At 55.4% G+C, this 19950-nt stretch carries 19 protein-coding genes; 16 read left to right on the plus strand and 3 right to left on the minus strand.

What is annotated here, in order from left to right:
• Positions 1–26: 26 nt before the first annotated feature.
• The 9 genes from ACWVX6_RS00790 to ACWVX6_RS00830 all read left to right on the plus strand — a co-directional run bounded on the left by ACWVX6_RS00790 (position 27) and on the right by ACWVX6_RS00830 (position 9493).
• Positions 27–1346 carry an ABC transporter substrate-binding protein gene (locus tag ACWVX6_RS00790; protein ID WP_455152079.1) on the plus strand — a complete coding sequence of 440 codons (1320 nt, stop codon included), beginning with the start codon at positions 27–29 and terminating at the stop codon, positions 1344–1346.
• A gap of 70 nt (positions 1347–1416) precedes the next feature.
• Complete coding sequence (locus tag ACWVX6_RS00795; protein WP_455152080.1) at positions 1417–2289, plus strand: carbohydrate ABC transporter permease; 873 nt, start codon at positions 1417–1419, stop codon at positions 2287–2289.
• Positions 2290–2304: 15 nt separating this feature from the next.
• Complete coding sequence (locus ACWVX6_RS00800) at positions 2305–3156, plus strand: carbohydrate ABC transporter permease (RefSeq protein WP_110436263.1); 852 nt, start codon at positions 2305–2307, stop codon at positions 3154–3156.
• Between the two features lie 15 nt (positions 3157–3171).
• Entirely contained in the window at positions 3172–4272 is a 1101-nt protein-coding gene (locus ACWVX6_RS00805) for an ABC transporter ATP-binding protein (protein WP_455152081.1), read from the plus strand.
• 14 nt (positions 4273–4286) lie between these two features.
• A complete protein-coding gene (locus ACWVX6_RS00810; RefSeq protein WP_158580264.1) occupies positions 4287–4931 on the plus strand; it encodes a DUF624 domain-containing protein in 645 nt (214 codons plus the stop codon).
• A 16-nt stretch (positions 4932–4947) separates the two neighbouring features.
• Entirely contained in the window at positions 4948–6315 is a 1368-nt protein-coding gene (locus ACWVX6_RS00815) for a family 4 glycosyl hydrolase (RefSeq protein ID WP_118761374.1), read from the plus strand.
• A 3-nt stretch (positions 6316–6318) separates the two neighbouring features.
• The gene (locus tag ACWVX6_RS00820) at positions 6319–7230 is read left to right on the plus strand and encodes a carbohydrate kinase family protein (protein ID WP_455152082.1); all 912 of its coding nucleotides are present in this window, start codon (positions 6319–6321) and stop codon (positions 7228–7230) included.
• Between the two features lie 21 nt (positions 7231–7251).
• The gene (nagB, locus tag ACWVX6_RS00825; protein WP_455152083.1) at positions 7252–7989 is read left to right on the plus strand and encodes a glucosamine-6-phosphate deaminase; all 738 of its coding nucleotides are present in this window, start codon (positions 7252–7254) and stop codon (positions 7987–7989) included.
• A gap of 151 nt (positions 7990–8140) precedes the next feature.
• Entirely contained in the window at positions 8141–9493 is a 1353-nt protein-coding gene (locus tag ACWVX6_RS00830) for an MATE family efflux transporter (protein WP_455152084.1), read from the plus strand.
• A 105-nt stretch (positions 9494–9598) separates the two neighbouring features.
• Here the strand turns inward: ACWVX6_RS00830 and sigG are convergent, their stop codons facing one another.
• Positions 9599–10465 carry an RNA polymerase sporulation sigma factor SigG gene (gene sigG, locus ACWVX6_RS00835; RefSeq protein ID WP_118761376.1) on the minus strand — a complete coding sequence of 289 codons (867 nt, stop codon included), beginning with the start codon at positions 10463–10465 and terminating at the stop codon, positions 9599–9601.
• A gap of 271 nt (positions 10466–10736) precedes the next feature.
• Here sigG and pta point away from each other — a divergent pair, with 271 nt between their 5' ends.
• From pta to ACWVX6_RS00850, 3 genes are all read left to right on the plus strand, one after another.
• On the plus strand, positions 10737–11747 hold the full coding sequence (pta, locus tag ACWVX6_RS00840; RefSeq protein WP_117489604.1) for a phosphate acetyltransferase: 1011 nt from the start codon (positions 10737–10739) through the stop codon (positions 11745–11747).
• Positions 11748–11844: 97 nt separating this feature from the next.
• Entirely contained in the window at positions 11845–12243 is a 399-nt protein-coding gene (locus ACWVX6_RS00845; RefSeq protein WP_455152085.1) for a hypothetical protein, read from the plus strand.
• A 15-nt stretch (positions 12244–12258) separates the two neighbouring features.
• Positions 12259–12657, plus strand: a complete 399-nt coding sequence (locus tag ACWVX6_RS00850; protein ID WP_455152086.1) for a hypothetical protein — start codon at positions 12259–12261, stop codon at positions 12655–12657.
• Between the two features lie 182 nt (positions 12658–12839).
• On the opposite strand, the gene ACWVX6_RS00855 is transcribed toward ACWVX6_RS00850, so the two are convergent.
• Positions 12840–13355, minus strand: coding sequence for an SLOG family protein (locus ACWVX6_RS00855; RefSeq protein WP_118729021.1), 516 nt, complete (start codon positions 13353–13355; stop codon positions 12840–12842).
• A gap of 136 nt (positions 13356–13491) precedes the next feature.
• Between ACWVX6_RS00855 and ACWVX6_RS00860 the strand changes: the two genes are divergently transcribed.
• The 3 genes from ACWVX6_RS00860 to ACWVX6_RS00870 all read left to right on the plus strand — a co-directional run bounded on the left by ACWVX6_RS00860 (position 13492) and on the right by ACWVX6_RS00870 (position 17039).
• Positions 13492–14340, plus strand: coding sequence for a YihY/virulence factor BrkB family protein (locus ACWVX6_RS00860; protein WP_118284859.1), 849 nt, complete (start codon positions 13492–13494; stop codon positions 14338–14340).
• 218 nt (positions 14341–14558) lie between these two features.
• A complete protein-coding gene (locus ACWVX6_RS00865; protein WP_455152087.1) occupies positions 14559–15185 on the plus strand; it encodes a flavodoxin family protein in 627 nt (208 codons plus the stop codon).
• Between the two features lie 486 nt (positions 15186–15671).
• Entirely contained in the window at positions 15672–17039 is a 1368-nt protein-coding gene (locus tag ACWVX6_RS00870) for a citrate/2-methylcitrate synthase (RefSeq protein WP_455152088.1), read from the plus strand.
• Positions 17040–17233: 194 nt separating this feature from the next.
• On the opposite strand, the gene ACWVX6_RS00875 is transcribed toward ACWVX6_RS00870, so the two are convergent.
• Positions 17234–18163 carry a sugar phosphate isomerase/epimerase family protein gene (locus ACWVX6_RS00875; protein ID WP_455152089.1) on the minus strand — a complete coding sequence of 310 codons (930 nt, stop codon included), beginning with the start codon at positions 18161–18163 and terminating at the stop codon, positions 17234–17236.
• A 416-nt stretch (positions 18164–18579) separates the two neighbouring features.
• On the opposite strand from ACWVX6_RS00875, the gene ACWVX6_RS00880 reads away from it, so the two are divergent.
• Positions 18580–19593 carry a sugar ABC transporter substrate-binding protein gene (locus ACWVX6_RS00880; protein WP_270476960.1) on the plus strand — a complete coding sequence of 338 codons (1014 nt, stop codon included), beginning with the start codon at positions 18580–18582 and terminating at the stop codon, positions 19591–19593.
• Positions 19594–19950: the final 357 nt, after the last annotated feature.

Here is a 19950-nt window from a genome sequence, read left to right on the forward strand (position 1 = left end):
AAGGAGAGAAAGAGGAGGAACCCCACATGAAAACAAAGCGTATCCTCTCCCTGCTGATGGCAGGTGCGCTGCTGACCGGTGCACTGACCGGCTGCGGCGGCAAGAAGGATGATTCTGCACAGAGCGGTGACAGCTCCGGTGTGATCACCATCAACTATCCGACGTTCCAGTGCGGCACGAATACGTCCGCTCCGGTATGCGATGAACTGATCAAGGAATTCAATGAGAAGTACGCAGGCAAGTACGAGATCAAGAAGGAAGACGTTCCGGGCGACCAGAACTACATCGACAAGATCAAGGTACAGCTTGGCACGGGCGATCTCCCGCCGGTTATTTACGGCGGCGGCTACAATCTGCTTGATATGGTCGTTGCCAAGGATCTGGCAGTTGACCTGACCGATGCGGTAAATTCTGATGCAGACTGGAAGGCACTGTATTCCGATACCGCACTGGCTACCAACAGCCGCGACGGCAAGATCTACGCTTCCTCGATGGAAGGTCAGGTTATCGGTTACTTCTACAACAAGGATCTGTTCAAGCAGGCAGGCATCACCGAGCCGGCTAAGACCTGGGACGAGTTCTTCCAGCAGTGCGACAAGCTGAAGGCAGCCGGCGTCACCCCGCTGTCCATGGATACCGCAGATTCTGCGTGGGTAACCCAGCTGTGGATGGGCGCTATGGTAGGCACCGAGTCGGACGCAGGCCTGGAGTTCATGAATACCATGAACCCGACCGACTACAACACGCCGGAAATGATCGCAGCAGCCGAGAAGATTCAGAAGATGTACCAGAACTACACCACGCAGGATGCAATCGGCGGCAAGTATGAGAATGCTGCAAACAACTTCCTGTCCGGTCAGACCGCAATGCTGGCGAACGGCCCGTGGATGATCGGTGATTTCTCCGATACCTCCATGGCAGAGGAAGGCTTCGCTGATAAGGTCGGCGTAGCGCTGTTCCCGGGCAACTTCGTATACGATGCACCGATTCAGGGCTACATCGTTACCAAGCAGGACGACCCGAAGGTAGAAGAGGCTGCCATTGAGATGGTCAAGTTCTTTACCTCGGCTGAGGCACAGCAGACTGCAATGGAGATGCAGGGCATGGTTCCGGCCTCCAACACAGTAGAGCTGACCGACACCGCAAAGGACAAGTACCCGCTGCTTGCTGAGTTCCTTGACCTTGCAACCACTGAGGGTGAAAAGCGCTCGGATACTCTGCAGGCTACGATGTACGCCAACCTGCTCGACGTTATGAGCCAGCAGCTCCCGCTGCTCGCTTCGGGTGAGCTGGACGCAAAGGGCTTCTGCCAGACGCTGACGGATGCTGCAGCGAAGAACCAGTAAACTGTTTACCGCAGGGACCCGTCAAAAACGGGTCCCTGTTTTTCTCCTCAACAAGAAAGGAAACCGCTTTATGAAACGTAAAAAGGGCTGGCTGCCGGTGTTCCTGCTTCCGGCTGTCGCATTGTTCCTGCTGATCTATGCTGTTCCGTTGGTGATCGTGTTTGTTTCCTCACTGTTTGATTACCGACTGACGGGCGACTCGATGACATTCATCGGTCTGCAGAACTATACACAGCTGTTCAGCGATGCGACCTTCCGGCAGGCGTGCGGACACACGGTCGTCTGGATTCTGATCCACTGTATTATTCATGTCTCCATCGGCGTTATCCTGGCGCTTGTGCTGTACAAAAAGCCGCGCGGCTGGAAATTTGTCCGTACGGCATACATGATCCCGAATATCATCTCCAACGCCGCAATGGGCATGATCTTCCTCAATATTTTCAACCCGCAGTACGGCGTGGTCAATTCCATCCTCAAGGCTATTGGTCTGGAAAACCTGACGCATAACTGGCTGATGGAAACCACAACGGCGTTCCCGTCCGTCACCATGACGTGGCTGCTGTTTGCGGGCTACACCACGACGCTCGTGCTCGCCGAGGCGCTGACCATTGACGATTCGGTGCTCGAAGCGGCTCGTGTGGACGGTGCGACCTCGTTCCAGACCGATATGTTCGTTGTGCTGCCGCTGCTGCGCAAGATCATCGGCACGACCATGGTCATGGCGGCAACCTATATGCTGCAGATGTTCGACCTGATCTACATCACCACCAAGGGCGGCCCCGGCTCGGCTACCATGAACCTGCCGCTCATGCTGTACAGCGTGTACAAGAATGAAAACAACTACGGCTACTCGAATGCGATCGGCGTTTGCATCGTCATCGCGGGTGTCGTTTGCATGACGCTCATCAACAAGGCGATGCGCGTCAACGAAGAAGACTGCTAAGGAGGCGTTCGACAAATGAAAACCAGCTTCGGTGCAATGACCGGCAGAGAACGCCTGTGCTTTGTGCTCAAATATCTGTTTATGGCGCTGTGTGTGGTCGTTGCGCTGTTCCCGATCATCTGGGTCATCCTGTCCTCGTTCAAGACGAATGCGGAGATCCTGTCGAACGGCATTTCGCTGCCGACGCACTTCGGGTTTGACGGCTATAAATCCGCACTGGATATGGCGCCGATCTTCAAGTTCTTCGGCAACAGCGTGATCGTCACCTGCTGCGCGACTGTACTCAATGTGCTCGTCTTCGCTATGGCAGGCTACGCGTTTGCGCGGTTCCGCTTTCCGTGCGATAAGCTGCTGTACATGCTGCTCAGCCTGTCGCTCGTCATTCCGATGACGGCACTGCTGCAGCCGGTGTACAGCGTGGTCAACAATCTGGGCCTGTACGATACCAAGGCGGGTCTGATTCTGGTCAACACCGCACTGAATATGCCGATGAGCCTGCTCATCCTGCGCGGAGCCTTCCAGTCTATCCCTAAGGCGATCGAAGAAGCCGCCTACATCGACGGTGCGGGCTTCCTGCGCACGTTCTTCCAGATCATGATGCCGTGCGCCAAGGGCGGTCTTACGAGCGCAGCTGTGCTGTGCTTCCTCAATACATGGAACGAATTTACGTTCTCCCTGATCCTGACCAGCAGCGAGAGTGCCCGCACGCTGCCGCTGTCGCTCAGCTATTTTACCAGCCAGTTCAGCTTTAACTACACGGCGCTGTTTGCCGCAGTTACCATTGCGGTCATTCCTTCGATCATCGTGTTTGCGATCTTCCAGGAGCAGGTCGTTTCCAGCCTGACCGCGGGTTCGGTCAAAGAATAAACGAGGTGAAATTACATGGCAAGCATTAGTTTGAATCACATCAAGAAGGTGTACCCCGGTGATATCGAGGTTATCTCCGACCTGAACCTGCAGATCAAGGATAAGGAGTTCGTCGTACTGGTCGGACCGTCCGGCTGCGGCAAATCGACCACACTGCGCATGATCGCGGGTCTGGAGGAGATTTCGGACGGCGAAATGTACATCGGCGACCGCAAGGTGAACGATGTAGCGCCGAAGGACCGTGATATCGCGATGGTTTTCCAGAACTACGCGCTCTATCCGCATATGACGGTTTACAAGAACATGGCATTCGCACTCAAGCTGCGCAAAACGCCCAAGGACGAAATCGACCGCAAGGTGCACGAGGCGGCTAAGGTGCTGGACATCGAGCATCTGCTCAACCGCAAGCCCAAGCAGCTTTCCGGCGGCCAGCGGCAGCGTGTCGCGCTCGGACGTGCGATGGTGCGCGACCCGGCGGTATTCCTGCTCGATGAGCCGCTGTCCAATCTGGATGCCAAGCTGCGCACCCAGATGCGCACCGAGATCATCAAGCTGCATCAGAAGCTGGATACGACCTTTGTTTACGTCACGCATGACCAGACCGAGGCCATGACCATGGGCGACCGTATTGTTGTTATGAAGGGCGGCGAGATTCAGCAGGCGGACACACCGCAGACGCTGTATGACCATCCGTGCAATCTGTTCGTTGCGGGCTTTATCGGTTCGCCGCAGATGAACTTCATGGACGCCGAACTGGGACGCGATGCGGACGGCTACAAGCTGACCTTTGCGGACCAGAGCCTGCACTTTGCGGGCAGCGATGCGCTGAGTGAGTACGTCGGAAAGACGGTCGTGTTCGGCATCCGTCCGGAGAATCTGCACACCTCGGGTGAAAAGTTCACCGCGAACATGGACTATACCCTCACCATGCATGTGGACATCGCTGAGCTGATGGGCGCGGAGATTTACGCGCACTGCACCTGTGACGGTACGTCCGTGACCGTGCGTACGCCGTCCGGCGAGCCGATTCATGCGGGTGACACCATCACCGCGGCTGTGGATATGAGCCGCATCCATTTGTTCGATAAGCAGACCGAACGCGCGATCGCGTTCTGACAGGAGGAAAATCTGTGTTTCGTCCATCCTATTTGAAGGAAGGTCCGGGCATTGCCAAGGATGCACCGGAAAAGACCGGCGCCGCATGGGTCGGGGAGACCCTTGTACGGGAGTTCTGGCAGCTCGTCAAGCTGAACGTGCTGTTTCTGCTGTGCTGTCTGCCGGTTGTGACCTTTGGCGCGGCTCGAGCCGCTATGGCGCGCTGCACGGTCAATATGGCGCGTGATGTGCCCAATGATGTGTGGACCGACTTTCTTGCGGCACTGCGGCAGGATACGGTGCGTAATCTTCTGTGCGGACTGGTCGAGCTTGCGCTGCTGTGGATGGGCGTGATGCTGGTAACGGCGGACGGATTTTTCCCGGCCTTGATAGGTATGCTGCTGCTCTGCGTCACAGCTGCGTTTTTTCAGAATTTCTGGGCGGTGCAGGCAGCGGTGGACATCCCGTTTGCGGCAGCGGCAAAAAATGCGTGGCTGCTGTGTCTGCTCCGTCCCGGCATGACTGTGCTGGGGCTGGGCGTAAATGCGCTGCTGCTGATTCCGGCAGTGCTGTTTTTCCCGCTTTCTCTGACGTATGTGCTGCTGTTCCCGTGCGGTCTGTCCGGATTTGCCTCGGGCATGATCGGCTGGTCCAGCTGCAAACGGTATCTGATTCGATAACAGGAGGTATCTTTTTATGAAATTAACGGTAATCGGCGGCGGCGGTGTACGCTCCATGTTCCTCGCAAAGAGCATTGCGCAGCGTGCGGAGGAGCTGCACATCGACGAGCTGGTATTTATGGATAACGATCCGGAAAAGCTCCGCATCTACGGCGGTCTGGCGGCGCATGTTGCGCGTATGCTGTGCCCGACCATGAAGTTCACGCTGACCTCCAGTGCGGAGGAGGCGGTGACCGATGCGGATTACGTCATCACGACCATCCGTGTCGGCGGTGACGCGACTCGCGTGCGCGATGAGCGGCTGGCACTTGATCTGGGTATTCTCGGTCAGGAAACGACCGGCGCTGCCGGTGTTTCGTTCGCCATGCGCTCTATTCCGGCGCTGGCTGAGTACTGCGAGCTGATCAAAAAGCTGGCAAAGCCGGGCGTCAAGGTATTCAACTTCACCAATCCGGCAGGCGTGGTTTCGCAGGCGCTGCGCGATATGGGCTACGACTTCACCTACGGTATCTGCGACGCACCGAGCGGCATGCTGCACCAGTTTGCCGACCTGTACGGCGTGGATGCGTCCCGCATTTACGGCGAATGCTACGGTTTGAACCATCTGTCCTACTTCCAGAGCATCAAGGTGGACGGAAAGGAGATTATGCCCGAGCTGATCGCCAATGACGAGGCTTACGCCAAGACCGATATGCGCTTTTTCGAGAAGCGTCTGCTCGAGGACCGCGGCTGCGTGCTCAATGAGTACCTCTACTACTTCTACTACCGCGAAAAGGCAGTGGCAAACATTCTGAACGCTAAGCAGACGCGCGGCGAGATGATTTGCGATATCAACCGTCACATGACCGAGGAGCTGTCCAAGATCGACATCGAGAACGACTTTGAGGCAGGTCTCAAGTGCTTTGAAAAGTGGTACGGCATCCGCGAGAACAACTATATGGCCAACGAGACCGGTGTTCACCGCGACAAGCCGTGGACGTTTGATGTGTATTCCAAGGACGCGGGCGGCTACGCAGGCGTTGCGCTCAAGTTCATCGAGATTGCAGCCTCCGGCGGCATGGGCACGATGATTCTGTGCGCGCCGAACGGCAATGCCATCGAGGGCCTCGAGCCGACCGATATTATCGAGGTCACCTGCGATATCTCCCGTGAGGGCTGCAAGCCGCACCATATCACCAATATTCCGGAGAGCAATCTGGAAATGATCCGCCGCGTAAAATATTACGAGCGTCTGGCGGCACGCGGTATCGTCAACCGCTCCAGGAAGGATATTACCGAGTGCCTGACCATGCACCCGCTGGTCGGCTCGTACTCGCTGGCAAGCAAGCTGACCGACGAGTATATCAAACTCAACGCGCCGTACATCGGGGACTGGAGGGACTGACACATGTCGTTTCTCGCTTCGGTCGGTGTGACCAATGTGGATTTGATGTATGTCGGCATGCCGCGCGTGCCGCAGGAGGGCGAGGAGATCTTTTCGCAGGATTTCCGCGTGCTGCTCGGCGGCGGTGCACCGGGTACGGCAGTAAACGCCGCCCGGCTGGGCATTCCGACCCGTCTGGCGACCTATCTCGGCAGCGATCTGTTTTCCGGCTTTGCCCGCGCGCAGTTTGAGCAGAACGGCGTTTCTCCGTACAATCTGGCGGCAGAGGGCGAGACCGGTATTCCGGTGAATGTCACCAGTGCCATGCTCACGCCCGGCGACCGTACGTTTGCGACCTACTGCAAGCCGACGGCCATCACGGACGAGCTGCTCGAGCGGGTATATACCATGTCCAAGGGCGCGAAGCTGGTGCAGATGCAGGAGGGCTTTTTGCCGGTATATCGCAAGCTGCACGAGGAAGGCGCCATTCTGATTTTCGACATGGGCTGGGATGATGAGCTGAGCTTTGAGAAGTACGGTGATTATCTGCGTCTGGCGGATTACTATACGCCGAATACCAAGGAAGCGCTCAAGATTACCGGCAGGGACACGCCGGAGGAGGCGCTCCGCGTGCTGGCGGAGTATTTTGAGCATCCGCTGGTCAAGCTGGATAAGGACGGCTGTCTCATTCTCGAGGACGGCAGGCCGCGTCTGCTGCGCAATATTCCGGAATTCACCTGTAAGGATTCTACCGGTGCAGGCGATGCGTTCCTTGCAGGACTGATGTACGGTCTGTACCATGGCTATCCGTTCGCGGATTGTGTGCGGTTCGGCAACATCACAGGCGGCAAGAGTGTCACCGGTGTGGGCTGCCTGACCGAGTATGTGCAGGAGAGCGAGCTGCTCGCACTGCGTGAAAAGTATAAGGATTTATAAGCGTTTGGAGGCTTTTTTGTTATGAGAATCATTCGTGCAAAGGATTACAAGGATATGAGCCGCAAGGCGGCAAATATCATTTCCGCGCAGGTCATCCTCAAGCCGGATTCCGTGCTCGGCCTTGCCACCGGCTCGTCGCCGATCGGCACATATGAGCAGCTGGTCAAGTGGTACGAAAAGGACGATCTGGATTTTGCGGATGTGACTACAGTCAATCTGGATGAATACTATGGCATGAAGCCGGAAAACGATCAGAGCTATCATTATTTCATGCACGACCACTTTTTTGACCATGTGAACATTGACCCGTCGCGTATCAATCTGCCGAACGGCATGGAGCTGGACGAGAAAAAGGAGTGCGCCCGCTATGACGCGGTGCTCCGCAGTGCGGGCGATGTGGATATCCAGCTGCTCGGCATCGGCCGCAATGGCCATATCGGATTCAACGAGCCGGACGACTGCTTTGCCAAGGGCACGCACTGCGTGGAGCTGACCGAGTCCACCATCGAGGCGAACAAGCGCTTTTTCGCCAGCGAGGATGAGGTGCCGCGCCGTGCCTACTCGATGGGCATTCACACCATCATGACCGCCAAAAAGGTGCTGGTCGTTGCCAGCGGCGAGGACAAGGCGTGGGCTATCCGTGAATCCTGCTTCGGTCCGGTAACGCCCAAGGTGCCCGGTTCGATTCTGCAGCTGCACAACGACGCGATCGTTATCGCGGATGAGGCGGCCCTCAGCCTGTGCGGCGATTTCCTCTGATTGATGACCATAGCAGCGGCGGTACTGCGTTTTATCTCACCGTGCGGTAAATCAACAGCATTCTGCGGTACCGTCGTTTTGAAACCCAAAGTGCAGTTTCGTCTCCTTCTGCGCTTTGGGTTTTATGATTTTTTCGCAAGGGAGGTGCGATATGGTGCGCGTTACCGATATGACACACGGCCGTCCGATACGGCTGATTCTGCTGTTTTCGCTGCCGCTGATGCTGGGCAGCGTGATTCAGCAGCTGTATACCATCGTGGATACGATCATCATCGGACGCGGTGTCGGCATGCAGGCGCTGGCGTCTATCGGTGCGGCGGATTGGATCAACTGGCTGGTTTTATGGGGACTGCAGGGCTTTACGCAGGGCTTTGCGATTCTCGCGGCACAGGAGTTCGGTGCGGGCGCATACGACCGGCTGCGTCGTGTACTGGCTATGATCGTTAAGCTGTCGTGCTGGTTCGGCATTGCGGTGACGATCATCAGCCTGCTGCTGGTAAGGCCGCTGCTTACGTTGCTGCACACCAATCCTGCGGTGTTCGGTGGAGCGCAGACGTACTTATATGTGCAGTTCGGCGGCTCGCTCATCATCATTGCGTACAACATGGCGGCGGCCGTGCTGCGCTGTCTGGGCGACAGCAGAACACCGCTGTTTGCGATTATCGCGGCGAGCGTTGCTAATATTGCGCTCGACCTGCTGTTCGTGATGGGCTTTGGCTGGGGCATTTTCGGAGCCTCGTTCGCAACCGTACTGGCGCAGCTGATTGCGTTTCTGCTGTGTCTGCGTTCTCTGCGGCGGCTGCCGTTCGTGCAGCTGACAAAGGCCGACTGGAAGACCGACCCTGCCATTCTGCTGCACCTGTGCCGCCTCGGCATTCCGACCGGTCTGCAGATGAGCATGATCACACTGGGCGGCATGGTGCTGCAGTCCGTATTGAACGGCTTCGGCGTGGTGTTTGTGGCGGGCTACACGGCGGCAAACAAGCTGTACGGCATACTCGAGAGTGCATCGGTGGCGTTTGGCTATGCCATGACAGCTTATATGGGTCAGAACCGTGGGGCACGCAATGCCGCACGCATTGATGCGGGCATTCGGGCGGTGCTGGCCCTATCCGCCGGATTTACAGCCGCCATCGTGACGGCTATGCTTCTTGCGGGAAAACCGCTGCTGGGACTGTTTCTTTCGACCGAGGAGGCGGGCGCGGCAGATGCGCTGGCGGTGGCCTATCAGTATCTCATGGTACTGATGGCATTTTTGTTTGCACTGTTCGTGCTGCAGGCATACCGCTCCTCACTGCAGGGGTTGGGCGAGATGACTGTGCCGACACTCTCTGGCTTTGCAGAAATGCTCATGCGCATGGGCGCGGCACTCGTGCTGCCAACCTTCATCGGGCAGAGCGGCGTATTTTTTGCGGAGGGCGCAGCATGGGTGTGCGCGGCGGCGCTCAATCTGGTCTGGTATTATATCCGGATTGGGAAAATCAAGCGGGAGATGCTGCAATAACAAAGGTTCTGGACAGACTGAGACGCTCAACCGCTGTCATAAGTGGTTGAGCGCTTTGCAAATTAACTTGATGCCATTGCATTCGGAAGAGAGCAGATCAATCTATCAATAGCCATGAGATATCCTGTTTGAAGCGTCAAATATTGTGTGGATATTCAGATGGGATAGGCGCAAACCGTTTGCACCTATCCTCGCGTTTTCTACCGCTCGTACATTATATATAGTAAGAAAAGGACCGGAATCTTCCTTCCTTTTGTTTGGCGAAAGGTGTATTTCGCGTGCCACCTCCATCTGGGTGCGTCCCTCGAAGAACCGCAGCCGGATGATACGGCGCTCGCGGTCGTTCAGGCTGCGCATAGCGTCCCGCAGAGCAATACCGGCCAGCCAGTTGTCGTCCGTGTTTTTGGTGTCACCGACCTGGTCCATCACGCAGACCGTGTCCGTGCCGTCGTGGAACACCGGCTCGAACAGCGACACCGGGTCGAGTATCGCGTCGAGCGCGAACACGACCTCCTCTTTCGGCACGTCCATCAGCTTGGCCAGCTCCACGATATCCGGCTCGCGCTGGTGCTCGCGGATGAACGCCTCCTTGGCCTGCAGAGCGCGGTACGCCGTGTCGCGCAGGCTGCGCGAGACTCGCATGGCACTGTTGTCGCGCAGGTAGCGGCGGATTTCGCCGATGATCATCGGTACGGCGTAGGTGGAGAAGCGCACGCCGAGTTCGGTATTAAAATTGTCGATGGCTTTCATCAGGCCGATGCACCCGACCTGAAACAGGTCGTCCGGCGATTCGCCGCGCCCCTGAAACCGCTGAACAACGCTGAGCACCAGCCGCAGATTGCCGCGGATCAGCTCATCGCGTGCCTGCTTGTCTCCGGCAGCGGATTTTTTCAAAAGCTCGTCCGTCTTTTTGGCGGAGAGTACCGGCAGTCCCGATGTATTCACACCGCAGATCTCCACTTTTGTCTGCATAAAATTCCCTCCTGTTGGTCGTCACTATGAGGATACTATCTGGATTTTCCCCGCGGTCCCGGTCAAATATACCGACGAAATATTTTGCATGGGCCGGAGATTCGATAAATTTCACGTTCGTCTTGTGATATGGAAACGAGAAAGCGTTTTGCGTCCATCAGAAATTCCCTCTTGTGGGAATAGGGGGAAAGGGTGTATAATAAATTCAAGAGAATGCCTGTTTGCGGTGTCATACTGCACACAGACGATTGAAAACGAAGGAGAATGCAATATGTTTGAAAATCTGATTGCAGCACTCAAGGCTGACAAGCGCAAGATCGTATTCACCGAAGGCCCGGACGCTCGTATCCTCGAAGCGGCTGCACGCCTGAAGAAGGACGGCCTGATGGATTCCATCCTGGTCGGCAATGTTGACGAAGTAAAGGCTGCTGCTGCAAAGGGCGGCTTCGATATCGAGGGCATGGAGATCATCGATCCGGCTACCTACCCGGAGATGGACGCTATGGTAGCTAAGATGGTAGAGCTCCGCAAGGGCAAGATGAGCGAGGAAGACTGCCGCGCTGCACTGTCCAAGGGCAACTACTTCGGCACCATGCTCGTTAAGATGGGCAAGGCTGACGCTCTGCTCGGCGGCGCTACCTACTCCACCGCTGACACCGTTCGTCCGGCTCTGCAGCTGATCAAGACCAAGCCGGGTGCACACCTCGTAAGCTCCTGCTTTATTCTGGTCCGCGAGAAGGACGGCGTAGAGGAGAAGCTGGCTATGGGCGACTGCGCGATCAACATCGACTATCCGGATTCTGTTGACAAGGAAGGCAACGTAACCCTGAAGGGCAGCCAGAAGCTGGCTGAGGTTGCAATCGAGACCGCTAACACCGCTAAGGCTTTCGGCATCGACCCGAAGGTTGCTGTTCTGTCCTTCTCTACCAAGGGCTCCGGCAAGGGCGGTACGGTTGCGCTGTCCCGCGAGGCTACCGAGTTCGCTAAGGAGATGAACCCGGAGCTGGCGATCGACGGCGAGCTGCAGTTTGACGCTGCCGTATCCCCGGTTGTTGCTGCTACCAAGTGCAAGGGCTCTCCGGTTGCAGGCCAGGCTAACACCTTCATTTTCCCGTCTATCGAGGCTGGCAATATCGGCTACAAGATCGCTCAGCGTCTGGGCGGCTACGCTGCTTACGGCCCGATTCTGCAGGGTCTGAATGCGCCGATCAACGATCTGTCCCGCGGCTGCAACGCTGACGAGGTTTACCAGATGGCGATCATCACCGCTGGCCTGAAGTAATTTCAGCACACACATAATTGCATAAGTAAGGAATCCGCCGACGTGAAAAGTGAATCGCGTCGGCGGGTTTTGTTTTTTCGGTGGGGAGGGAAAACGAGTGAAACGACGAATCCTGTTTGTTCTGATAGCCGTTGTGGTTTGCGTTGGAGCGGCCATGTGCTTTACATCATATGTGCCGGTGACGGATACAGCAGGAATTGCAGACGTGCAGGTACTCCGTGTTCATGCGGGAGATACGTCTGAGGACATCACAGAACAGGCTGATACGGACGCAATACGCGAACTGTTGCCGCAAATCAGAGCACGCCGCCTGCCGAGTTATCATCGCGCCATCAGCGCAGACTGCTATCAGATTCAGGTGGTATACGGCAGTAAAACAGTATGTTTTAGCCTCGGTGAACCGAGCTATGCGTATGAGGTCACAGAAAGTATGTCACCGTGGGTACATAAGCTGGCCGGCGGCGAGAAACTCCTCGCGCTGCTTGATGAACAATAAAAGGGAGGGATCGGCATGAAAAAACGAATCGCATTTGCATTGGCGGGCGTGCTGATTTGCGTCGGAGCGGTGATTTGGCTTATTCCGTATGCACCTATGCCGGACATGAACGGCTTTTGGAACGTGCGTATCTGGCGCGTTAATGGCGCGGATATGACCGAACTGACCGAGCAGGTCGATCAAACCACTCTGCGTGAGGTGATGACACAGGTGCAGGCCAAACGTGTGCCGCGCTCGCAGAGCAGCTTTTCGATGGATAAGGTCAGTTACGAAATCATTGCGGTGTATAACGATACGCCGACCTTCCTTGACATTGGTGAACTGAATTTTGTGTACAACGGCAACGGCTGGGTACATGATTTGAAAAACGGCAGTGAGATTCTCACTCAGCTGGATGAAATCTGTAATAATTGAGAATTGAAAATGGAGAATTGAGAATTAACGTAACGGTATAACGTTTTGCGCGTCTGCAAATGGTTTAACGTGCATGGCATTACGGCATACCGTCACGCCTATTTTCCGTCCTCAATTCGCTATTTTTAATTATGTAATCGCTGACAGAAAACAAAAAGGACTGACCCACCGGTCAGTCCTTTTCACAGCAGCGACATCTGTCCATCCGCGAGATTTACAATTTTCAGCCCGCTCTGCTCGGCCATATGCACGGTCTGTGCCGTACCGCCCGACCGTCCATCATAGTAACAGATGAGCCTTGACGACGCATCCACCATAAACCGGTTGCGCGCGGCAAAGCACCCGGCGTGATAGCTCCGCGAGAGCGCGTACACCTTATCTGCGGCGAGCAGACAGCGGTTGAACCGGCGTTTCCACTCGAGCGGAAACCGATCAGCCTGTCCGTCGAACGGTACGGCGCACAGCAGCTGCACCGGGAGTGCGGCGCGCGCGCGCAGAACAGCTTCGGCGGCCCACAGATCAAAGCCGGTGGACATGCCGGAGAGAAACCGCGTACAGCCGTCAGCGGCGGCCTCTGCGACCGCAGCATCGAGTGCGGCGAACAGCTCGCGCGCAGCGGGACAGTCCTCGTTCCGAAACGGCATTTTTTCAATTCGGTAGCCGGAAAAACAGCAGGTCACCGGACGCAGATCCGCCATGACACACCCTCCAATAAGAACAAATGTTCTATTTTTATCAGTATACAATAGATGAAGCCAAAACGCAAGTTGTAAATTTGATAAAAAGCTGATATGATAAATACAGCAAAATCTACCGACACAGGGGAGGGACGCAATGAACGGTCAAAACCGATGGCTATATCTGATCAAGCGCATGGTTTACCGCTTTTTTGATGACGGCATTCCGCAGTCTGCGGCAGAGCTTTCGTATTTTCTGCTGTTTTCCATGTTCCCGCTGCTGATGTTCGTCAACTCCATGCTCGCACAGCTTGACCTGTCAATCGAGGGGATGCAGCCGGTGTTGGAAATGCTGCCGAAAAGCCTGCAGCAGCTCATAGGCGGCTATATTCAGCAGCTGACCGGCACGCCGTCGTTCAGTCCGATGATCGTCGGTCTGGGTCTGACGCTGTATTTCCTGTCCCGTGCGGTGCGCTCAATGATGCGCACGGTCAACGATATTTACCACGTTGAAATCTCGCGCGGCATGGTCAAGGACGTGCTCATTTCGTTCGGTATTACGGCGGGTTTTCTCGTTTCGGTGGTGTGCAGCTTTGTGCTCGTCGTCGCCGGACGAACCATCATCCGCGTTGTACCGAAATATCTGTCGGTGCCGCCGGCTGTGATGGACGGACTGCACGATGCCAGCTTCTGGGTGATGATCGCGTTTATTTTCGTGTTCCTCATGCTGTTCAACAAGGTCGTGCCCAATCTGCACCTTAGGTTCCGTGAGGTGTGGCCGGGGGCGCTGTTCTCGTTGGTAGCATGGATTCTGGTCTCGCTTGGATTTTCGTTCTATGTGGACAATATGGCGCGGTATTCCGTGCTGTACGGCTCTCTGGCGGCGATTATCGTACTGATGCTGTGGCTGTATATCGTCAGCATGATCCTGCTGATGGGTCCGCAGCTGAATCATACGCTGGTAGTCATGCGCCTGTATCGATTGGAAAATCAGAAGCATTTGTAAATGCGGCAACACCACACAATTAAAGCTGCGGCGCTTTACGGAAATTTTGCCCTCTGACGTCGTTGTGACTTCACGGTAATGCACAAAGCATTACCGCAAAACCACGCCTATTCAGAACACAAAATTTACTCGTAAATCGCTCTTGTTCAATTATGTGGTATTGCCTTAAAACGGTGCGGACGCGCACTGAAAATAGAGAAAACACGGAGGAAAAGGATATGAAAGTTATAGCAATCAACGGCTCGCCGCGCAAGGGCGGCAACTGTACGCAGATGCTCGAGGTGCTCGGCAAGGTGCTCGAGCAGGAAGGCATCGAGTTTGAGGTATGTCAGCCGGGGGCGAAGGTGCATCCGTGCATGGCGTGCTATCACTGCCTGGACAACGGCACGCTGCGCTGCGTGCAGGACGACGACGGTGTAAATGAAATCATCGCCAAGTGCATTGAGGCGGACGGCATCGTGCTCGCGTCCCCGGTGTACCACGGCGGCATTGCGGGCGGCATGAAGTGTGTGCTCGACCGCCTGATTCTGGCGGCCGGCTGCGGCGATAATCAGCTGAAGCACAAGGTCGGTGCGGCACTGTGTACGCTGCGCCGTTCGGGCGGCATGGAGACCTACCAGCAGCTACTCGGTACGATCAACACCATGGAAATGGTTCTCGTCACCTCGGACTACTGGAACGCCGTACACGGCGCAGACAAGGGCGAGGCTGTGCAGGATATCGAGGGCGTTGAGGTCATCGAAAAGCTGGGCCGCAATATCGCATGGATGCTCAAGGTGATCGACAAGGCCGGAATCGAGCCGCCGGAAAGCCGTCCGCGCACGATGATGAACTTTATCCGCTGATCCGTATGGTTATCCGTTAAACAAAAATTGCAGAGTTCCAAAAGGCACAATGAGAAACTCATTGTGCCTGAGGCTGTCGAAAAACTTCGTTTTCCGAACAGCCTCTCGCTCGAAACCACGCTTTCGAGCGAATCTCGAAGAAAAACCGCGTCCTACGGACACATTTTTTCTTCCCTTGTATAAATTCCGAGATACATGCTCCCGGAATTTATGAATTTGCAAAGCAAATTCGATTGAATGCGTGCTGCCGCACGAAGCATAAAAATCGAATATTGCTTTTTCGACAAGCTGAGGCACAATGAGAAACTCATTGTGCCTTTTTGTGCATAAATTTATCAAATTGGTGGGCATATCCTGTGTAACTGCTGAAATGTGCGAAAAAATTCACGAATTGTTAACGAAACTGTGCAAAAAATGTCATGTAAACGCGAGTGGATTCTGATACAATAAATATATCACACAATGCAGTAAAAGGGAGGAATCATCATGACACCGGAACACGATATTTTACAGGTCACGCCGCGCGTGGAAGCGCTGGCGGCGCTCTGCCGCTCGAACAGCCGCATTGATCCGGCACTGTACCGCAAGTACGATGTCAAGCGCGGTCTGCGCGACATCAATGGACAGGGCGTACTGGCCGGTCTGACCAACATTTCGGACATTATCTCCCGCAAGGAGACAGGCGGTGAAATCGTGCCCTGTGAGGGTGAGCTGTACTACCGCGGCATTCGCATTCAGGATCTGGTGCAGGGCTTTATCCGCGACGGCCGCAAGGGGTATGAGGAGGTTGCCTATCTGCTGCTGTTCGGTGAGCTGCCGGATGCCAAGAGTCTGGGCGATTTCAAGGCTCTGCTGGCACAGGGACGCACGCTGCCGACCAATTTCACGCGCGATGTTATCATGAAGGCGCCGACGCATGACATGATGAACAGCCTGTCGCGCAGTGTGCTCACGCTGGCATCCTACGACAGTAACGCGGATGATATCAGTCTGCCGAACGTGCTGCGGCAGTGCCTGATGCTGATTTCGGTCTTTCCGATGCTGGCTGTGTATTCCTATCACGCATACAATCACTACGAGTGCGGCGGCAGCATGTACATTCACTACCCGTCGGACAGTCTGTCTACTGCGTCCAACTTCCTGCGCATGCTGCGCCCGGATATGCAGTACACGCCGCTCGAGGCCAGCGTGCTCGATCTGGCGCTTGTGCTGCACATGGAGCACGGCGGCGGCAACAACTCGTCGTTCACAACACACGTCGTCACGTCCTCCGGCACGGATACCTATTCGGCTATTTCGGCGGCGCTCGGTTCACTGAAAGGTCCGAAGCACGGCGGAGCGAACTACAAGGTCGTGCAGATGTTCGAGGATATGAAGAAAAACGTGTCGGATATCACGGATGAGCAGGCGGTTGCGGATTACCTTGTCAAGCTGCTGCGTCGTGAGGCATTTGATCAGAAGGGACTCATTTACGGCATGGGCCACGCCGTGTACTCGATCTCGGATCCGCGTGCGCAGGTATTTAAATCCTTCGTCGGTCAGCTGGCGCACGAGAAGGGCAGAGACGCGGATTTCGCGCTGTACACCATGGTCGAGGAGGTGGCGCCTCGGGTTATCGCGCAGGAACGCCACATCTATAAGGGTGTGTCCGCAAATGTTGATTTTTACTCAGGTTTTGTGTATTCCATGCTGGGTTTGCCGCCGGAATTGTACACGCCGGTGTTCGCGATGGCGCGTATCGTCGGCTGGAGCGCGCATCGCCTGGAGGAACTGATCAACACGGATAAGATCATCCGTCCAGCGTACCGCTGCGTGCAGCCTGCGGAGCCTTACGTTGCTTTGAAGGAACGCTGAAAATTAAGGCAATACCGCATAATTTTCGCAAAGCGCTGCGGCAGCGCGACCGGAGCCTGCGCGAGGAACCGCGGCAGCGCGACCGGAGCCTGCGCAAGGAACCGCGGCTTTAATTGTGCGGTGTTGCCTTAATATATAAAGAAAACAGGTGCTGTAAGCGAAAGCTGCAGCACCTGTTATTATAGATATAAGATTTAATCAATGTTGAGTGCTTCGCGCAGCACCTGCAGACTTGCGAGATGGCCGTCGAGCATGGAGAGTGTCAAATCTTCCATTTCAAGGGAAATCTCCTCGTTGTAGCCCGACATGCGGACAACCGAGAAAAACTCCTTCCACCACTTGGCATCGTGTCCCGCGCCGACGGCAACATAGTTCCACGAGCGGCGGGCAAATGCGTCGATCGGCTTGGTATCCAGCATGCCGTTCGGCTGCCAGTAGCGGCGCTCCGGCCGCGAATCCTTGCCGTGAATATGGTAAATCGCGCCGTGCTCACCGAGCACGCGGGCCGCTTCAATCGGATCGCCGCCCATCCAGAACAGGTGGGACGGATCGAGGTTCATGCCGATCATCGGGCCGACAGCCTCACGCAGACGGAGCAGCGTTTCCGGGTTGTAAACCAGCTGCATACCGTGGTTTTCGAGCGCAATTCGCTCGATTCCGCAATCCTCCGCCAGCTTAACAAGTTTTTTCCATGCGGGAATCGCAACCTGATTCCACTGGTAATCCAGAATGTCCTGCGTCTCGGGCGGCCACGAGGTCGTGATCCACACCGGCGTTTTATCGCCCTCGCAGCCGACCGGCAGACCGCTCATCATAACGATCTTCTTTACTCCGAGCTGATGCGCCAGCTCAAAGGTTTTCTTTGTTACATCCATGTCCTTTTCATACGCAAGCGGGTTGCCTGAGCAGTTGAGCGCGCACAGCTCCAGACCCTTTTTACGCATGGCGTCATACCATTTTTCACGGGCGGTCTTGTCGCTTACCAGAAGGTCGAGGTCACAGTGCGGCGCACCCGACCAGTTGCCTGTGCCGATTTCAATAGCGGCAATTTTCTGCTCCACGCAGAAGTCGAGCATCTGCTCATAGGGCATATCCAGCGTGCAGGTTTTGATAGCCAGCTTCATTTTCACATTCCTTCTCTCTTGTATGGTGCGGTGACTTTTTATTCGGTGTACTGTAATTTTACCACATTGTAACCTTTTCGTGCAAGACATCTATCCAAAATATGCCCAAATCCGCCTGCATTTTACCGTGAATTTATGGGAAAATTGCCGTAAAAACTGCAAAAATGCACAATGCACATAACGGGTTTTTCGAACGGCAAAGCGGAAAGCTGTCAATCTGCACAAGGAAGATAGTGTCGAACTAACCACTTCCAACAAAAATGACAAGAAAGGCTTGTCAAACCAGTAAGATTGCATTAAAATATTACCAGAACGTTGGAGCGTTCCTAAGTCCCGCACAAGGCGGGGACCGACAGGCGGAACGGCAGGGCAGAGAAACCCGCCCGCTCCGCACGAAAAAGGAGAGAGGTTTTATCATGAAGAAGAGATTACTTGCTATGCTGATGACTGGCGCTATGGTTGCAAGCCTTGCAGCTTGCGGCGGCGGTTCTTCCACCCCGTCTACGGACGACAAGACCGGCGGCGATAAGGCTGGCACCACTTCCGGCTGCTCTGTTGACGTTATCCTGAAGACGACTGCTTCCGAGTACTGGAGCTACGTTAAGGCTGGCGCTGAGGCTTACTCCAAGGACAACCCGGACGTAAAGGTTGAGGTTAAGGGCGCTACCTCCGAGACCGCTTACGACGAGCAGCAGAATATGATCGAGACCGACCTGAACTCCGGTGCATACGATGCATTCGTTATCGCTCCGCTGCAGGCTGACCTCGTTAAGACCCTGATCGCTGGCCAGACCGCACCGATCGTTGCTGTTGATACCAACATCGACGCACCTGAGGTTCTGTCCTTCGTAGGCACCGGCAACGAGGATGCTGCTGCAATGGGCGGCAAGGCTGCTGTTGAGGCTGCTAAGGCTGCTGGCTGGGATAAGGTTCAGGCAATCGCAATTTCCGGTGTACAGGGCGACGGCACTGCTACCGCTCGTCTGACCGGTTATGAGAAGGGCGTTACCGAGGCTGGCGGCGAGTTCCTGAAGGACGAGATCCAGTACGCTGACGCTGTTGCTGATAAGGCTGCTACCTCGATGGAAGCAATCATGCAGAACCATCCGGAAGGCGTCGCTATCATCGTCTGCAACAACGACGATATGGCTATGGCTGCTGCTCGTGCTGCAAAGGGCAACGCTGCTTACGAGAAGACCATCTTCGTTGGCTTCGACGGCATCCAGTCCGCTTGCAACGCTATCCTGTCTGGCGAGGAGACCATGTCCGTTGCTCAGGAAGCATACGACATGGGCTACAAGGCAGTTGAGGCTGCTGTAAAGGCTGTTAACGGTGAGAAGCTGGAGAAGTTCATCGACTCCGGTTGCTCCGTTGTCAACAAGGATAACGCTCAGGAGCGTCTGGATACCCTGAAGGGCTACATCGGCTAAGCAATCCCATCCCACACGCTTGTGGTTTTCCATTAGTTCCAGCATTTAAGTGAACGAGAAGAAACCCCTGCTCGATTTTAATCTCTGCAGGGGTTCTCTTTTCAAACATGCTCCCGCGGACAAGAAATGGTAAAGAGCTTGCACTGGGCAGGCTTTTCCTTAGGGAACTGAACCGAGAACAGTTTACTTTGTCCCGCACTTCATCTCGGAGAAGAAAAGGTGATATGCAAATGAGTGAATACGTAGTAGAACTGAAAAACGCGACCAAGCGTTTTCCGGGCGTAGTGGCTCTGAAAAACATGCAGCTTTCCGTCAAGCCGGGCGAGATCCTCGGCCTGATCGGTGAGAACGGCGCAG

It is taken from the genome of Butyricicoccus sp. (assembly GCF_977037065.1).

What these genes read in the sequence shown, in the direction of transcription:
- ACWVX6_RS00790 (WP_455152079.1), top strand. Translation starts at nt 27, where the DNA reads ATGAAAACAAAGCGTATCCTCTCCCTGCTGATGGCAGGTGCGCTGCTG.
- ACWVX6_RS00795 (WP_455152080.1), top strand. Translation starts at nt 1,417, where the DNA reads ATGAAACGTAAAAAGGGCTGGCTGCCGGTGTTCCTGCTTCCGGCTGTC.
- ACWVX6_RS00800 (WP_110436263.1), top strand. Translation starts at nt 2,305, where the DNA reads ATGAAAACCAGCTTCGGTGCAATGACCGGCAGAGAACGCCTGTGCTTT.
- ACWVX6_RS00805 (WP_455152081.1), top strand. Translation starts at nt 3,172, where the DNA reads ATGGCAAGCATTAGTTTGAATCACATCAAGAAGGTGTACCCCGGTGAT.
- ACWVX6_RS00815 (WP_118761374.1), top strand. Translation starts at nt 4,948, where the DNA reads ATGAAATTAACGGTAATCGGCGGCGGCGGTGTACGCTCCATGTTCCTC.
- ACWVX6_RS00820 (WP_455152082.1), top strand. Translation starts at nt 6,319, where the DNA reads ATGTCGTTTCTCGCTTCGGTCGGTGTGACCAATGTGGATTTGATGTAT.
- nagB (WP_455152083.1), top strand. Translation starts at nt 7,252, where the DNA reads ATGAGAATCATTCGTGCAAAGGATTACAAGGATATGAGCCGCAAGGCG.
- ACWVX6_RS00830 (WP_455152084.1), top strand. Translation starts at nt 8,141, where the DNA reads ATGGTGCGCGTTACCGATATGACACACGGCCGTCCGATACGGCTGATT.
- sigG (WP_118761376.1), bottom strand. Translation starts at nt 10,465, where the DNA reads ATGCAGACAAAAGTGGAGATCTGCGGTGTGAATACATCGGGACTGCCG.
- pta (WP_117489604.1), top strand. Translation starts at nt 10,737, where the DNA reads ATGTTTGAAAATCTGATTGCAGCACTCAAGGCTGACAAGCGCAAGATC.
- ACWVX6_RS00850 (WP_455152086.1), top strand. Translation starts at nt 12,259, where the DNA reads ATGAAAAAACGAATCGCATTTGCATTGGCGGGCGTGCTGATTTGCGTC.
- ACWVX6_RS00855 (WP_118729021.1), bottom strand. Translation starts at nt 13,355, where the DNA reads ATGGCGGATCTGCGTCCGGTGACCTGCTGTTTTTCCGGCTACCGAATT.
- ACWVX6_RS00860 (WP_118284859.1), top strand. Translation starts at nt 13,492, where the DNA reads ATGAACGGTCAAAACCGATGGCTATATCTGATCAAGCGCATGGTTTAC.
- ACWVX6_RS00865 (WP_455152087.1), top strand. Translation starts at nt 14,559, where the DNA reads ATGAAAGTTATAGCAATCAACGGCTCGCCGCGCAAGGGCGGCAACTGT.
- ACWVX6_RS00870 (WP_455152088.1), top strand. Translation starts at nt 15,672, where the DNA reads ATGACACCGGAACACGATATTTTACAGGTCACGCCGCGCGTGGAAGCG.
- ACWVX6_RS00875 (WP_455152089.1), bottom strand. Translation starts at nt 18,163, where the DNA reads ATGAAGCTGGCTATCAAAACCTGCACGCTGGATATGCCCTATGAGCAG.
- ACWVX6_RS00880 (WP_270476960.1), top strand. Translation starts at nt 18,580, where the DNA reads ATGAAGAAGAGATTACTTGCTATGCTGATGACTGGCGCTATGGTTGCA.